The organism is Sorangium sp. KYC3313, assembly GCF_052075895.1.
GTDB lineage: Bacteria > Myxococcota_A > Polyangia > Polyangiales > Polyangiaceae > Sorangium > Sorangium cellulosum_B.
Genome location: NZ_CP197255.1, coordinates 6,286,364 through 6,300,299 on the forward strand (window position 1 = coordinate 6,286,364; position 13,936 = coordinate 6,300,299).

Annotated in this window: 15 protein-coding genes; 11 read left to right on the forward strand and 4 right to left on the reverse strand. The window is 73.2% G+C overall.

Annotation, left to right across the window (positions count from 1 at the left end; translation table 11 throughout):
• Window positions 1-25 precede the first annotated feature (25 nt).
• Entirely contained in the window at window positions 26-886 is an 861-nt protein-coding gene (locus ACSRUE_RS24440) for an endonuclease/exonuclease/phosphatase family protein (protein WP_441285693.1), read from the reverse strand.
• 179 nt (window positions 887-1,065) lie between these two features.
• Between ACSRUE_RS24440 and ACSRUE_RS24445 the strand changes: the two genes are divergently transcribed.
• From ACSRUE_RS24445 to ACSRUE_RS24455, 3 genes are all read left to right on the forward strand, one after another.
• Complete coding sequence (locus ACSRUE_RS24445) at window positions 1,066-1,431, forward strand: hypothetical protein (protein WP_437766603.1); 366 nt, start codon at window positions 1,066-1,068, stop codon at window positions 1,429-1,431.
• Between the two features lie 172 nt (window positions 1,432-1,603).
• Window positions 1,604-2,602 (forward strand): SDR family NAD(P)-dependent oxidoreductase, encoded by a 999-nt coding sequence (locus ACSRUE_RS24450; RefSeq protein ID WP_437766604.1) that lies wholly within the window; start codon window positions 1,604-1,606, stop codon window positions 2,600-2,602.
• A 77-nt stretch (window positions 2,603-2,679) separates the two neighbouring features.
• Complete coding sequence (locus ACSRUE_RS24455; RefSeq protein WP_441285694.1) at window positions 2,680-3,825, forward strand: DegT/DnrJ/EryC1/StrS family aminotransferase; 1,146 nt, start codon at window positions 2,680-2,682, stop codon at window positions 3,823-3,825.
• Here ACSRUE_RS24455 and ACSRUE_RS24460 read toward each other — a convergent pair.
• Window positions 3,814-4,524, reverse strand: a complete 711-nt coding sequence (locus ACSRUE_RS24460; RefSeq protein ID WP_437766606.1) for a nucleotidyltransferase family protein — start codon at window positions 4,522-4,524, stop codon at window positions 3,814-3,816. The genes ACSRUE_RS24455 and ACSRUE_RS24460 overlap by 12 nt on opposite strands.
• Window positions 4,525-4,713: 189 nt before the next feature.
• Between ACSRUE_RS24460 and ACSRUE_RS24465 the strand changes: the two genes are divergently transcribed.
• Together ACSRUE_RS24465 and ACSRUE_RS24470 are read left to right on the forward strand one after the other, a co-directional pair.
• Window positions 4,714-5,064: a hypothetical protein gene (locus ACSRUE_RS24465; protein WP_437766607.1), complete on the forward strand. Its 351-nt coding sequence runs from the start codon at window positions 4,714-4,716 to the stop codon at window positions 5,062-5,064.
• A 10-nt stretch (window positions 5,065-5,074) separates the two neighbouring features.
• Complete coding sequence (locus ACSRUE_RS24470; RefSeq protein ID WP_437274480.1) at window positions 5,075-5,443, forward strand: hypothetical protein; 369 nt, start codon at window positions 5,075-5,077, stop codon at window positions 5,441-5,443.
• Between the two features lie 27 nt (window positions 5,444-5,470).
• On the opposite strand, the gene ACSRUE_RS24475 is transcribed toward ACSRUE_RS24470, so the two are convergent.
• Window positions 5,471-6,208: a tetratricopeptide repeat protein gene (locus ACSRUE_RS24475; RefSeq protein ID WP_441285695.1), complete on the reverse strand. Its 738-nt coding sequence runs from the start codon at window positions 6,206-6,208 to the stop codon at window positions 5,471-5,473.
• Window positions 6,209-6,380: 172 nt separating this feature from the next.
• On the opposite strand from ACSRUE_RS24475, the gene ACSRUE_RS24480 reads away from it, so the two are divergent.
• The 3 genes from ACSRUE_RS24480 to ACSRUE_RS24490 all read left to right on the forward strand — a co-directional run bounded on the left by ACSRUE_RS24480 (window position 6,381) and on the right by ACSRUE_RS24490 (window position 8,928).
• Entirely contained in the window at window positions 6,381-6,797 is a 417-nt protein-coding gene (locus ACSRUE_RS24480; protein ID WP_441285696.1) for a tellurite resistance TerB family protein, read from the forward strand.
• A 151-nt stretch (window positions 6,798-6,948) separates the two neighbouring features.
• Complete coding sequence (locus ACSRUE_RS24485; protein WP_441285697.1) at window positions 6,949-7,764, forward strand: serine/threonine protein kinase; 816 nt, start codon at window positions 6,949-6,951, stop codon at window positions 7,762-7,764.
• Between the two features lie 48 nt (window positions 7,765-7,812).
• On the forward strand, window positions 7,813-8,928 hold the full coding sequence (locus tag ACSRUE_RS24490; RefSeq protein ID WP_441285698.1) for a pyridoxal-phosphate-dependent aminotransferase family protein: 1,116 nt from the start codon (window positions 7,813-7,815) through the stop codon (window positions 8,926-8,928).
• A gap of 65 nt (window positions 8,929-8,993) precedes the next feature.
• On the opposite strand, the gene ACSRUE_RS24495 is transcribed toward ACSRUE_RS24490, so the two are convergent.
• The gene (locus ACSRUE_RS24495) at window positions 8,994-9,578 is read right to left on the reverse strand and encodes an FKBP-type peptidyl-prolyl cis-trans isomerase (protein WP_441285699.1); all 585 of its coding nucleotides are present in this window, start codon (window positions 9,576-9,578) and stop codon (window positions 8,994-8,996) included.
• Window positions 9,579-9,701: 123 nt separating this feature from the next.
• On the opposite strand from ACSRUE_RS24495, the gene ACSRUE_RS24500 reads away from it, so the two are divergent.
• Genes ACSRUE_RS24500 through ACSRUE_RS24510 form a run of 3 tightly spaced genes read left to right on the forward strand, consistent with a single transcriptional unit; the run spans window position 9,702 to window position 13,839 of the window.
• Window positions 9,702-11,549 (forward strand): hypothetical protein, encoded by a 1,848-nt coding sequence (locus ACSRUE_RS24500; protein WP_441285700.1) that lies wholly within the window; start codon window positions 9,702-9,704, stop codon window positions 11,547-11,549.
• Between the two features lie 15 nt (window positions 11,550-11,564).
• Window positions 11,565-12,614 carry a matrixin family metalloprotease gene (locus ACSRUE_RS24505; protein ID WP_441285701.1) on the forward strand — a complete coding sequence of 350 codons (1,050 nt, stop codon included), beginning with the start codon at window positions 11,565-11,567 and terminating at the stop codon, window positions 12,612-12,614.
• Complete coding sequence (locus ACSRUE_RS24510) at window positions 12,553-13,839, forward strand: hypothetical protein (RefSeq protein WP_441285702.1); 1,287 nt, start codon at window positions 12,553-12,555, stop codon at window positions 13,837-13,839. Before ACSRUE_RS24505 ends, ACSRUE_RS24510 begins: the two co-directional genes overlap by 62 nt.
• Window positions 13,840-13,936 lie beyond the last annotated feature (97 nt).

Sequence of the window (13,936 nt, forward strand, 5' to 3'; positions counted from 1 at the left end):
CCCCCGAGGGGCGCCGGCCCCCGCTTTACATCGAGATCTCCGAGAGAACCCCGTAATGATCCGAAGCGGCGACGCCGTTGCGGATCTCCTCGAAGACGACCCTCGACGAGAGCGGCTTGCCTCGCCCCTGCGCGTCCGGACCGCGGACGAAGACGTAATCGATGCGGCGCGGGTACTCGTTCGTGATGGCCGCGAACGGGTTCCGCACCGGATCGAAGGTGAATCCGGGGCCCTTGCCCGCCTGGTCGAAGGTGTCGGCGAAGTAAACGCTCTTCTGGTTCAGGGCGTGCAGCCCCTTCATGAACCGGATCTCCGTGGCCTCGGGCTGCGCGTTGAAGTCGCCGACGACGATGGGTGGCAGGCCCTCCATGGGCGCCTCGCGCATGACGATGTCGGCCACGGCCGCGACCTGCGCCTCGCGCACGGCGCCGTGGTGGAACTTCCAGTTGAGGTGGGTGACGAAGAACGGGATCGCGCCGTGGGGCGACCCGAGCTCGGCGAGCAGGATCGAGCGCTTCTCGTCGGTCTCCCCCGTGGGCAGGGGGAACGCCTGGCTCCGCGCGATCGGCCAGCGCGACAGCACGGCGTTGCCGAAGAGCACGCCGCCGCCGAGGTCGTGCGCGGCGCCGAACGCGACCTCGTAGCCGAGCCCGTCCGCGATGTCGTCGGCCAGCGAGCGGCCCTCGTGCGACAGCACCTCCTGGAGGCCGACCACGTCGGGATCGAGCTCGCGGAGACCCTCCCGGATGAGCTCGAGGCGCGCCTCCCACGGGTCGTGGCGGTTCCAGATGTTCAGGGTGAGCACCCGGAGGGAGCTGCGAACACGGATGCCGGATCCGCCGTGCGGGGAGCCGCTGATCCCGGAGCCTTCTCGAGGACGTTCCATGCCGACGGGCTACGCCAGCTGCGCGCCCGGATCCAGCCGTGATACGAAGGGCCCGGCGCAGGCCGCTGCCCCTCCGGCGCGGAAGGGCGGCCTTGACCGGGAGAACCTGAATGATCACGTGTGCTCGTCGACGCGGGCGGCCTGGATCGGCCTCCTTCCGACCTCGGACCTCGCTCCGCATGACCGCGAGCTTCCTCCTGCTGCTCGCGCTGGTCGCCGGTTGCGAGAGCAAGATGGATCCCAAGGAGTGCGACAAAGTCCGCGGCGACGCCTTCGAGATGGTGAACAAGGCGCAGCACTGCAACACGGACGCCGACTGCCGTCAGAGCGAGTGGCCGGGCTGTGCGAAGCCCATCAGCAACGCGACCTTCGACAAGATCAAGCCCCTCTCGGAGAGCTACAAGACGGGCAAGTGCGAGGAGCCCAAGGTGGACTGCAAGGCCCCGCCGGACTCCTACTGCAAGCAGGGGCTCTGCGTGCACCGCGAGATCGGCACGCCGGAGGGGGCGGGCAACACGCCCACCGACCAGATCCAGATCCAGTGATCCCCGCCACGCCGTCCGCCAGCGAGCCCCGCGGTTCGCTGCGCGGCGGCGCTGGCCGAGCGCGGCGCGCGCCGGCCAGCGCCGCGCTCGGGAGCGCGCTGCCGGGCGCAAACGGGCGCGCCGCCTCCGTACGCGCTTGACGCGCGAACCCGCAGGGGCCACGGACGCGGCCGTGAGCGAAGGCTTTTATCGCGGCAAGCGCGTCGTGGTGACCGGCGCCGGCGGGTTCATCGGCAGCCACCTCGTCGAGGCGCTGGTCCGGGAGGGCGCGCGCGTGAGGGCGCTCGTCCGTTACACCTCGGGCTCGCGGCGCGGGCACCTCGACCGGCTCCCCGAGGACGTCCTCGCGCAGGTCGAGGTCGTCCCCGGCAACGTGGAGGACGCGGGCGCGGTCCGGTCGCTCGTGCGCGGCGCCGACGTCGTGTTCCACCTCGCGGCCCTGATCGGGATCCCGTACTCGTACGTGGCCCCGCAGCAGTACGTGGCGACCAACGTTCAGGGCACGCTGAACGTCCTCGAGGCGGCGCGCGAGCACGGCGCGCGCGTGGTCCACACCTCGACGAGCGAGACCTACGGCACCGCGCGCTACACGCCGATCGACGAGGCGCACCCCCTGACCGGCCAGTCCCCGTACTCGGCCACGAAGATCGGCGCCGACAAGCTCGCCGAGAGCTATCACCTCTCGTTCGGCCTCGAGGTGGCGACCATCCGGCCGTTCAACACCTACGGCCCGCGGCAGTCGTCGCGCGCGATCATCCCGAGCGTGATGCAGCAGCTCGCCGCCGGCAGCGCCGCGCTCCGCATCGGCAGCACCGCGCCGGTGCGGGACCTCAACTTCGTGACCGACACCGTCGCCGGCTTCCTCCTCGTCGGATCGAGCGCGCGGGCCGTGGGGCAGACGCTCAACGTCGGGAGCGGGCGCGCCATCTCCATCGGCGATCTGGTCCGCCTCATCTTCGAGGTGACGGGCAAGCGCGCGGAGCTCGTGACGGACGAGGCCCGGGTGCGCCCCGACGCGAGCGAGGTCATGGTGCTGCTCGCCGACTTCCGTCGCGCCGCGGAGCTCGTCGGCTACGCGCCCCGCGTGCCGCTCGAGGAGGGGCTCGCGCGGACGTACGCCTATGTCGAGCGTCACCTCACCGATTACCGGCCGCGCGAGTACGCGATCTGACGCGCGCCGCCGCGCGGCCGGGCGCCAGCGCCTCGCGCGACCTCTCCGCGAGGCGCCGGCTGGATGGATGGAAGGCCATGTGGAAGATACCTCTCAGCGATCTCTCGTTCGGGCCTGAAGAAGCCGAGGCCGCGCGGCAGGTCGTCGCGTCGGGCTGGTTGACGATGGGGGAGCGGACGGCGCAGTTCGAGCGGGAGCTCGGCGAGGCGCTCGGCACCCCGAGGGTGCTCGCCGTGACGAACTGCACCGCCGCGCTGCACCTCGCGTACACCGCGCTCTCCGTGGGCCCCGGCGACGAGGTGATCTGCCCGAGCCTCACGTTCGTGGCGACCGCCAACGCCGCGCTCCTGTGCGGGGCCAACGTGGTGCTCGCCGACATCGTCGGCGGCGACGACCTCAGCATCGATCCCGCCGACATCGTCCGCAAGATCACCCCGAGGACGCGGGCGATCGCGGTCGTCCATTACGCCGGCTACCCTTGCGACATGGACGCGATCTGCGCGATCGCGGCCGAGCGGGGGCTCGCGGTGGTCGAGGACGCGGCGCACGCGCCGCTGGCGAGCTACCGGGGCAGGGCGCTCGGGACGCTGGGGGACGTCGGCTGCCTGAGCTTCTTCTCGAACAAGAACCTCGCGGTCGGCGAGGGGGGCGCCGTGATCGCGAGGGACGACGCGCTCCACGCGCGCATGCGGCTCCTCCGCGCGCACGGGATGACGACGCTCACCCTCGATCGGCACAAGGGGCACGCGTTCACCTACGACGTCGTGGACGCGGGCATGAACTACCGCATCGACGAGATCCGCAGCGCCATCGGCCTCGTGCAGCTCGGCCGGCTCGCGGCGGGCAACGCGCGCCGGCGCGCGCTCGCGGCGCGCTACCACGAGCGCCTCGCCGGGGCGCGGGGCCTCGGGCTGCCGTACCGCGACTTCTACGCGCGCGGGCTGGGGGAGAGCGCGCACCACCTCATGCCGGTGCTCCTGCCCGAGGGCACCTCGCGCGAGGCCGTGATGGAGGCCATGAAGGCGCGCGGGGTCCAGACGAGCGTGCACTACACGCCGATCCACCGCTTCTCGCACCACGGCGCCTCCGACCGGGTGCGCAAGGAGGGGCTCTCGCGGACGGACGCGATCGCGGGCCGCGAGCTCACGCTGCCGCTCCACCCGCGCATGGCCGACGCCGACGTCGACGCCGTGTGCGAGGCGCTCGCCGCGTCACTCCGGTAGGTACCGCTGCCGGTTCTTCTCGAACTCGTCCTGCGCCTCGGCGAAGTCGTCGCTCCTTCCGATGTCGAGCCAGTGGCCCCGGAAGGGGAAGGTGGCCACCGGCTCGCCGGCGCCGAGCAGCGCGTGCATCAGATCGTCGAACCCGAACGGCCGGCCCTCGGGGATGAAGCGCAGCACGCCGCGGCTCATCGCGTAGATGCCCATGCTGACCCAGAACGTGTACGTCGGCTTCTCGCGGAAGCTGACGACGCGCCCGTCGGCGCCGAGGTCGAGCACCCCCAGGTCGATCTTCGAGGCGCGCTCGCAGACGGCGACGGTGAGCGGCGATCCGGTCGACTCGCCCGTCCGGTGGAGCGCCGTGAAGTCGAGATCGCTGAGGATGTCGCCGTTCATCACGAGGAAGCGCTCCGGCAGGTCCCGCTCGATGACCCGGAGCGGACCCACGGTCCCGAGCGGCGTATCCTCGCGCTGGTAGGAGATGCGCAGCCCGTATCGGCTGCCCTCGCCGACGACCGCCTCGATGAGCGCGGCCTGGTGGCCGACGCACATCACGACGTCGGTGACCCCCGCCCGGGCCAGCTGCCGGAGGAGGATCTCGACGATCGTGTGATCCCCGATCGGCATGAGCGGCTTCGGGATAAGGGCGGTGTAGGGGCGGAGCCGGGAGCCTTTGCCGCCGGCAAGCACGACTGCCTTCATGCGATGACGTATACCCACGCGCTGCCCGGACGGGGGACGATTCCGCAGAATTTCACGCTCGCGCGGCCCGCGGCGTCCTCTCCGATTGACTCTCTTCGGGCTGCTCTATTACTGGTTGGAGAGCGTCCCGCGGCAGGTCAGCCCCGGCGTGGGGCGATTCACCCCTCACAGGCGACTTGGGCAGCAATCATGACGATGGTACCTCCGTCCCGTACCCCCGCCAGGAAGCGCCGGAAGCTCGGATATCGCGGCAGCGGCACCTTCGCCATGTGCAGCGCCGGCCCGCACCCGGGCGGTCCGCTCTTCCGGCAGCTGTGCACGCTCGCCGACCGCTTCAACGCGTGCGAGGGCGATCCGGCCGCGGCGCAGATCGGGAGCGTGCTCTCGCTGCTCGCCCTCTACGCGACCAAGCCGAACGATCGGGATTTCCGGTTGCCGTTCGGCTCCTTCGTCATGGATCTCGCCCTCGCCGACGAGGCGCGGGCCCGGGCGCCGGGCGCCGGGCCCGTCCCGTACGGGCGCCCGCTGCTCGCTCGCTGACCTGGGCTTCATGAGCACGCGAGAGCTACCGACGCGCCCAGCGGGGCGCAGCAAGCGGACGGCATCGGCCTCGGTGGTGCTCATCGTGAGCGCCAGCGAGCAGCTCGCGGAGCGTTGCCGGCGGCTGGTCTTCGTCGAAGGCGCCGACCTGCTCGCGTGCGATCTCGTGTCGCTGCGCGGCAGCGCGGCATGGCTGAACCCGCTGGCCATCGTGATGACGCAGGACGTGCGGGCGTTCGATCCGGAAGGGTTCATGGAGCTGTCGCGGCGCATCGGCGCCGAGCTCGTGGTGCTCCCCTCCGAGAACGTGTCGGACACACAGCTCGCCGCGATGATCACGGCGGCGCTGGACATCGCCCAGCGCCGCCGGACCGATTGACGGCGACGAGCCGCGGTCGAGGACGCGTCAGTCGCGCGGCGGGAGGACGTCGCCGGACCGGCTCGCCCGCAGGCACCCCTCGTCGAGGCCCAGCTTGCACGCCTTCGTGAACAGCTCGACCGCCTTCCGGTCGTCGCGCTTCACGCCCTCGCCCTCCGCGTGGAGATGTCCGAGCTCGACGCAGGCGGGGGCGTTCCCACGCTCGCAGACGCGCTGGAACAGCGCGGCCGCGCGCCCGGGATCGGCGCTCGCGCCCTGGCCGTGGAGGTAGGCCCTGCCTGCCGCGAGGCATCCGAGGTTCGCGCCCGCGTGGCATGCGCGCGCGTGCCAGTAGAGCGCCGCCTCGTCCGCCCCGCTCGCCCCGCCGGCGCCGTCGGCGCGCGCGAGCCGATCGTGGTAGGCGTCGCCGAGCCGCAAGCAGCCGCGCGCGCTTCCCTCCGCGCATGCCTTCTCGAACAGCGTCATCGCTCGCTCCACGTCGATCGAGACGATCGCGCCGCCCAGGTACATCGAGCCCAGCGTCACGCAGTCCTCGATCTGGTGGTCGGCGCAGCCGTTCGTACAGCCGACGAGATCGTCCGCCTCGCAGGGCAGCCGCAGCGGCGGCGGGGCCGCCTCGGCGCTCGCCGCGGCCTGCGGCGTCGCCGCGCGCCGCTCGGGGGCAGGTGGGCCCGGATCGGCAGGGCGCCGCGCCGCGGTCACGCTGCTGCAGCCGCAGAGGAAGAGCGCGCCGAGGAGCGACTGGGCGAGTTCGCGCACGTGCATGCTCGAACTCATGACACACAGGGAGCGCTCTCCCAATGCCGCCCCTCGGGCACATTCAACCCCGTCGCGTTTGCCCCGGGCGCGCACGTTTGCCCCGGGCGCGCGGGGTAAGGGGGACGCTCCAGGGCTGGTCCCGCGCCGGGCCTCGGTGTACACGGAGCCGATGCCCCAGATGAGCCCTCCTCCGCTGCAAACGCTTGATGAGCCGAACCTCGAGGCGCTCGTCGAGCTGATGTTCCTCGCGGCGTTCGCCGACGGCGAGTTCAGCCCGGAGGAGAAGATCCATTTCGCCCGGAGCGTAGAGTCGCTCACGGATCGACGGATCCCGCAGGGCACCATGGACACGCTGCTCCAGACCGTGGTGGAGCAGCTCCACAAGGAGGGCCGCGCGGCCCGGCTCGCGTCGCTCAAGGAACGGCTCGCCAGCCCGCAGGCCCGGAAGGTCGCCTTCTTCCTGGCCGCTCAGGTCGTGGTCGCCGACGGGATCGTCAGGAGCAGCGAGCGCGAGCTCTTGCTCGACGTCGCCGCGGCGCTCGAGCTCGATCAGGCCGAGGCCGCGGAGATCGTGCGGAAGCTCGCCGCTTCATGAGCGGCCGGCCGCCCTCGGCGCGCCGCGCGCGGGGGACATGGGCGCCCCCTGCGCCGCGCGCGCGGCGGGGTGAACGGGCGCCAGCGTTTTCGGTTACGATGGCCTCGCCGTGACCTGGTCTTCCACTGGTAGTTTCCTGATCCCGTTTCCGGTGCCGGGCTCAGCGCTGACCTCCACCCGGGGGACGTACGTGATCGGGGCGCTCATCGGCGACGGGCAGTATGGCTCGGTGTACGAGTGCAGCGGGCCGTTCGATCAGGTGTACGCCCTGAAGATGCTGCGGCCGGCGAACAAGCCCTACCAGGTCGTCAAGGAAGAGTGGTCGCGCGAGATGCTCCGCCTGGAGAGCTTCCGCCACCCGAACATCGTCTACATCCACGACGCGTTCGAGGTGAATTACCTGTTCTACCTGGCGCTCGAGCGGTGCGACACGAGCCTCCGGGCGCTGCTCGGCGCCCCGTTCCAGCCGCCGCTGCTCCTGGAGCTCTCGCGCCAGCTGCTGATGACGCTGCAGTACCTGCACGACAACGGCGTCGTGCACGCCGACCTGCACGCGGGCAACGTGCTCATCTCGCAGCTCGACCACAGGCCGCTCGTCAAGCTCACCGACTTCGGCGTGGCGCACCAGCTCGACGGCGTCACCCGCTGGTTCCGCCCGCAGGTCGCGAACCCGAAGATCCTCGTGCCAGAGCTCGTGACGGCGGGCTACACGACGACGCAGAGCGACCTCTACCAGCTCGGCCTGCTCATGTACCAGATGCACACCGGGCAGCCGGCCATCGACGTGAACGTCGCCTACGAGGAGATCACGCGGCAGATCGCCGAGGGCACCCCCCGGCAGAAGGCCGAGGCGCTCGGCACGCCGCTCAGCCAGGTGATCGCCAAGCTGCTGCGCCGCCGCGACGCCTACCGCTACCACTCCGCGCGCGATGTCTGGGACGATCTGCGCCAGCTCCGCTGGGCGTAGCGCAATCTCCGCTGCGTCCCGCGCGCGTTCCGGGCTAGATCTCGCGGCATGGTCGCCGCCGAAACGCCACGCGTCGTATCGCTCACGCCCGCGGTCTTCCACCTGCCGGACGCGGTGAACCAGGTCTCCCGCACCTACGGGGAGAGCCCGATCGTCCCGCGTGGCCCCCGGCTCCGGCCGCTGCTCGACCGGGCACGGCACGGCATCGTCGAGGCCCTCGGCGCGCCCAGCTACGAGGCCATCCTCCTCACGGGCTCGGGATCGACCTCCATGGCCGCCGTGCTCGGCTCCTGCTTGCGGCGCGACGAGCGGCTCCTCGTCGTCCGGAACGGCGCCTACGGCGACCGGATCTTCGAGTACGCCGCCACGCTCGGCCAGCCGGTGGTCGACATGTGCCTGCCCTACGGCGAGAGGCCGGACCTCGCGAAGATCGAGGCCATCCTGGCGGCGGACGGGGTCGACGCGGTGGCCATGGTCTACGGGGGCACGTCGACGTGCACGTTGAACCCCTTGCCCGAGGTGGGCGCGCTTGCCCGGAAGTACGGCAAGAAGCTCCTCGTCGACGGCATCAGCGCGCTCTTCGTCGAGCCGCTGGCCCTCGAGGGCTCGGGCGTCGCCGCCGTCATGGGCTCGTGCAACAAGGGCCTGCACAGCCACCCGAACCTGACGGTGGCGCTGGTCCGGAAGGACCTGCTCGCCGAGATGGAGCGGATCCCCGCCCGCATCCCGAGCCTGGAGCTCCACAAGACCTGGCGCGCCCAGCAGGGCGGCGCGCACCCCTACACGATCGATCCGATGAGCCTCTGCCAGGTGATCGCGGCGCTCGATCACCTCGCCGCCACTGGCGGCGTCGCCGGGCGTCACGCCGTGTACCAGGCGCGCTGCGCGATCCTGCGCCCCGGCTACGAGCGCCTGGGGCTGACGATCGCGCGCTGGGAGAACATGCCGCTCCAGTCGATCGGGACGGCGCTGCACATCCCGGCCGGGCGGACTTACGACGAGATGGCGAGCCGGCTCGCCAGCGAGCCGGTCGATGGGCACGTGTTCGAGATCTACGCCGCCCAGGGGAAGCTCTCGGACCGGCTGTTCCGGATCTTCCACATGGGCGAGTACCCGCTCGAGGCCTACGAGATCTTCCTCAAGGCGCTCGCGCGCGTCGTCTGAGCGCGGGGCTCCCGGCCCTCTTCGCGCGGCCGCCTGCGGCTCACTTCGCCTCCGTGGGCGCCTCCTTACTTCTCGGCCGGCGCGGCGGGCTTGTCGCCCTTGGCCGCCTTGTCGCCCGCGGGCTTGGCCGCCTTGTCGGTCTTGGTCTTCCCGGCCTTGTCGTCCCCGGCCGCGTCCGTCGCCGCGTCGCCGACGCCGAGCAGCTCGATGTCGAAGACCAGCGTCGCCTTGGCCGGGATCTTCGGCGGGCTGCCCGCGTCGCCGTAGGCGAGGCGGGAGGGGATCGTGAGCTTGCGCTTGCCGCCCACCCTCATCCCGGCCACGCCCTGGTCCCAGCCCTTGATGACCTCCGACGCGCCGAGCGTGAACTCGAACGGCTCGCGGCCGACGGAGGAGTCGAACTCGGCGTTGTTCTTCAGCAGGCGCCCCGCGTAGTGGACGCGGACTTTGTCGCCGTCCTTCGCCTCCGGGCCGGTGCCCACGACGGTGTCTTCCTTGATGAGATCGGCGGGCTCCGGCTCGGCGGGCTTCACCGCCGGCACGGCGCTGCCCGGCGGCAGATCCGGCTCGGGGACCTTCTCCTGGCAGCCCGCGACCGGGCCGAGGAGGACAGCGCAGGAGATGGCGACGACGATTTGGAGGGGCTTCATGGCGCCACGTCTTACGCACCCGGCGCTGGGCGATCAACGGTCACCCGACGCGCCCGGGGCGCCTCCCGGCCGTCCGGGTTTCCGTTGCAGCGCTCCGGCCCGCGCGGTTAGGGTGCCGCCACCTTGGCTCGCGCGTTCTCCGTCGCTGCCCTGGCGATCGCCGAGGGGGGCGCCAATGCCGTTGGCGCGGTGCGCTTCACCTGCGCCGAGGCGGAGCTCGAGGTCGAGCTGGTCCGGGTCGCCGGCTACGCCGAGGGGTTCGCCCTGGGCGCAGTGGCGTCGCCGGTCCGCTTCGGTGTGCCCTACACCGCGATCCGCGGCCTCTTCCGGCGCGGCAAGGCGCTCTGCGTGGCGCTCGATCCGTCCGCGTGCTCGCCGCACAACTGCTTCGTCCTCGCGCGCTTCGAGGGCGATCTGCCCGGCGTGCCCGGCGTGACCTCGCCGGCGGCGATGGAGGCGATGGAGAGCGCCTACCGCGCGCGCCTCCACGCCCGCATGGCGAGCTGGATCGCGCCGGCGCCGCTCGGCGTGCTCGCGGCCGCCCTGTCCCCCGACTATCTCGCGAGCGGCCCGCTCGGGACCGCGTCGCTCGCGTGCCTCGTCGCGCTCGCGACCTGGCTCGCGCTGCGCTTCGTCGCGCGGCTCGCGACCTGGGGAGGGCCGCCCTCGGACCGCCTGCGCGACGCGCTCGTGGCGGAGATGTCGAGCCGCATGGGCTTCGCGTCGGAGCGGCTCGCGGCCTCGTCCCCCGGCTCGCCGGCTGCGCCCGTGTTCGCGCCCCGGCCGACGCCGCTCGGCGAGCGGCCGGGGCGCGAACGCGGGCGCGGCGTCGAGGAGGGGATCGACGCGCTCCCGCTCCGGGCCCGCGTGCTCGTGCCCGCGGGGCTCGCGGTGATCGGCATCGTGGCGACGATGGCGTTCGTGCAGCGGTTCGCGGCCCCTCGCGATCAGCCGCCGGGCGAGCGGCAGGCGGCGCGCGGCGTCGGGCAGGCGACCCGCGGAGCCACCGCGGCGCTCCTCGCGAGCGAGGTCCGGGAGCGCGCCGAGCCGTCGTTCCCGCACTGCCTCTGCGATCGCGCCGACTCGCCGCTCTGGCGGGCGGGGGTGCCGATCCTCAGCCTGCTCGGATCGACCGGGCCCGACGACGGCGCCGGGGTGATCGCGCCGATTCTTCGGCGGGAGCGCGCGGACGACGACGCCGAGAGCGAGGCCGGCGCAGGGCAGGGCGGCGCCGCCGGGGAGCCGCGCGACGCCGGGGCGGAGCCGGGCGACGCGGGCCGGGCCGGCCGCGCGACGCGGCCGGCGCGCGGCCGTTACGATTTCGAGCTCGCGGTCGTGAACAACAGCGGCGCGCCCGTCAGCGACTTCCGCGTGCTGCTCACGTTCGCGCGGCGCGATCGCCGCGGCGAGCGCGCCGGCATCACCGAGCGCGGGCTGTTCTGGGAAGGCGCGCTTGGGCCGGGGCGCGCTGTGAAGTGGCACGTCGAAGCGCCCGGGACGGAGGTGAAGATCGAGCCGGGCGTGACGGGCATGCTCGACGGCGAGACCGGCGTGGCGTCTCCCGACGCCTTCTTCCAGCTGACGCGCGCGCGCTACCGCGTGGTGCGCATCCACGCGGCGATGATGCTCGCCTGGCTCCGCGACCCGCGCGCCCGCGACGCGCTCGTGGCGCTCCTGCCCGCCGCGCCCGCGGAGGAGGCGATGCTCGGCCGGATCCGGCGCGCGACGGCCGATGTCATCCCGTGCTCGGCCGCGGTCGTCGAGGGGCGGCTGCGCGCGTGCCTCTTCAACGGCGGCGTGAATCCGGTGCGCGGCGTGACGCTGCGCGAGGTCCCTGCGGGCGAGGGCAGCGCGCCGCGCTCCTGGCCGGTCGCGGCGACCCTGCCGGTGCACGAGGGGGTGGAGGTGACGCTGCCCCTCGAGGGGAGCGCGGCGCCCGAGGAGCTCGAGGTGGTCCCGCAGGACCGATGAGCCGATGATGGGGGGATGAAGAGAGGCTTCAGGGCCGCGGTCGCCCTGGGCACCCCGCTCGCCGCCGCGCTGGCGCTGCTCGCGGGGGCCCGCGAGGCCGTCGCGTGGGCGCCGCTCGATCTCGAGGTCGTCCCCCGCTGGCGCGCGCTGCCGGCCGGCTACCACATCAACGGGGGGACGATCCCGGGGCCGCTCTCCAGCTTCGCCGCCGCCAGCATCGAGGCTGGCTTCGCGGCCTGGTCGAGCCCCGGTTGCACGGCGTGGGAAGCCGAGCTCCTCGGCGACACGGGCGACGGCTACGACTTCGACGACGGCAAGAGCGTGTTCCTCTGGATCAGCGACGGCTGGCCTGGCGAGCTCGGGCAAGCCGACTCGGTGATCGCCGTCACGATGCCGGTCTGGGATGCCGACGGCGTCATCGGCGAGGCCGACATGATCTTCAACGACGTCGGCTTCTGCTGGAACGACACGGGCGAAGGAGACTGCATCGATGTGCGATCGATCGCCACGCACGAAGAAGGGCACTTCCTCGGCCTGGGTCACACGAACGAGCGCGGCGCGACGATGCTGGGGTTCTACCCGGGCGGCACGTCGGCGCGCACGCTCGAGGACGACGACATCGAAGGGGTCTGCGCCCTCTACCCGATCGCCGGGACGAGCGCTGCGAGCTCGGGCGGCGGCGGCTCCGGCGCGGGCGCGACGGCGGCCTCGGGCGGATCGGGCGGCGCGGCGTCGGGGAGCGAGGACAGGCCGAAGAGCGGCAATGTGGATGAGGCCGAGGGCGACGCAGGCTGCTCCTGCTCGGGCGCTGGCCAGCCGCCGATCGTTCCCGGCGCCCTGCCGATGACGGCGCTCGGCGCGCTGCTGGCCCTCTGGCGCCGGCTGCCGCGCCGGACCCTGCGCCAGCGGCAGCAATCGGGCGGGGCAGGAGCGTGCGCCCCCCGTGTTGTCGCGCGGACGGGTGCGCTTTACAACCCAGCGCAGCCGGGGCAAACGTGCCGCCATGCCCGAGCCGAGCACCGCAGCGTTCGAGGCGGAGGTCGCGCGTGCCCTCCGCTCCCTTGAGGCCGACAGCTCCGTTCCCGCCCTCGATCCGCTCGGCGATCCGGCCGGGGCGGCGCGCGCCCTCTCGGCGGAGGGCGGTGGCGCGCCGCTGATCCTCCGGGTGGCGCCCGAGCTTGGCGCGCTGCGGCGGGAGCAGGATACGGGCTTCGGCCCGGCGCCGCGGGACCCCGTGTGGCTCCGGATCGAGCGCGGCGCGAGCGTCCTCCGGCTGGCGCCGCTGAGGCTCGCGGGCGCCCGCCACGCGCGGCCCGAGGCAGGCGGCGCGGGCGGGGCCGGGGAGGGCACGGCCGAGCCTCGCGAGGCGGTGGACGTTCAGCTGATCTCGGAGCGGCGCCCATGCTGCGGCGCCCCCACGTGCGCGCGCGAGCGGACGTACGTCGCCGCCTGGCTCGCGCTCGCCACGGAGGAGCGACGCCTGCTCGTCGCCGAGGCTCAGGATCTCGAGGCCGCGCGGGCGGAGGCGCTCGTCGAGGCGGTGGCGGCGCCGCTCGCGGCCGCGCTGGGCGTCCCGCTGGAAACGGCGCGGGGTACCGAGCCGCCCGGCGCCATCGCGCCGCGGCCCTTCCCGGAGCCTGCGCCGACTCCGCCGCCAGCGCTGCCGGCCGCCGCGCTGTCGCGGTTCGCGATCCGGAGCGAGGGCGAGCTCCTCGTCTTGCGGGACCACGCGAGCCACGGCCCGCGCGGCTCGGCGGCCCGCAACGCGCTCATCGGGGCCGCGCTGCTGCTCGCCGCGCTCGCATTTTGGATCCAGGTCATGCGGAGCGTCTCCGCGGGGGACAGCGGCATCGCGATCGGCGTCGGCAGCGCCGCCGCGCTGCTCTCGCTCGCGGGCTACGCCTTCCTGGGCGTCGCCAGGTTCTCGTCCCGTTACGCGGCGCGCTCCGCCCCGGTCGTGTCGTTCGGCCCGGGCCGCTTCGTCGTCGCCCCCTGGGTGAGCCGCACCGGCGCGATCGACCTGCGCCCCGAGGGCCGGCTGGGGGCGGCCATCTCCGCCGGGGAGGTCCGCGACATCCGCGTGCTCCCGCGCGGCGACCGGTTCGCGGTCGAGATCGAGACCGACCACGGGCCCATCGACGCCCTCCTCACCGAGCGCGAGGACGTCGCGCGCTACTGGCGGGACGCGATGGATCGCGCCGTCGCCTCGGTGCGCCACGCCGGCGGCCCCTCGGCCAAGCAGCGCCTCCGGGCACGCGCCCAGGCGCAGCAGGCCCCCGCGGCGGGCTGAGCCGTACCGGACGCCCTCGGACGCCCTCAACCTGGGTCGGATGCTCCGGGCACCCTCAACCTGGGTCGGATGCCCCCCAGGCGGACGGCGGCCCTCA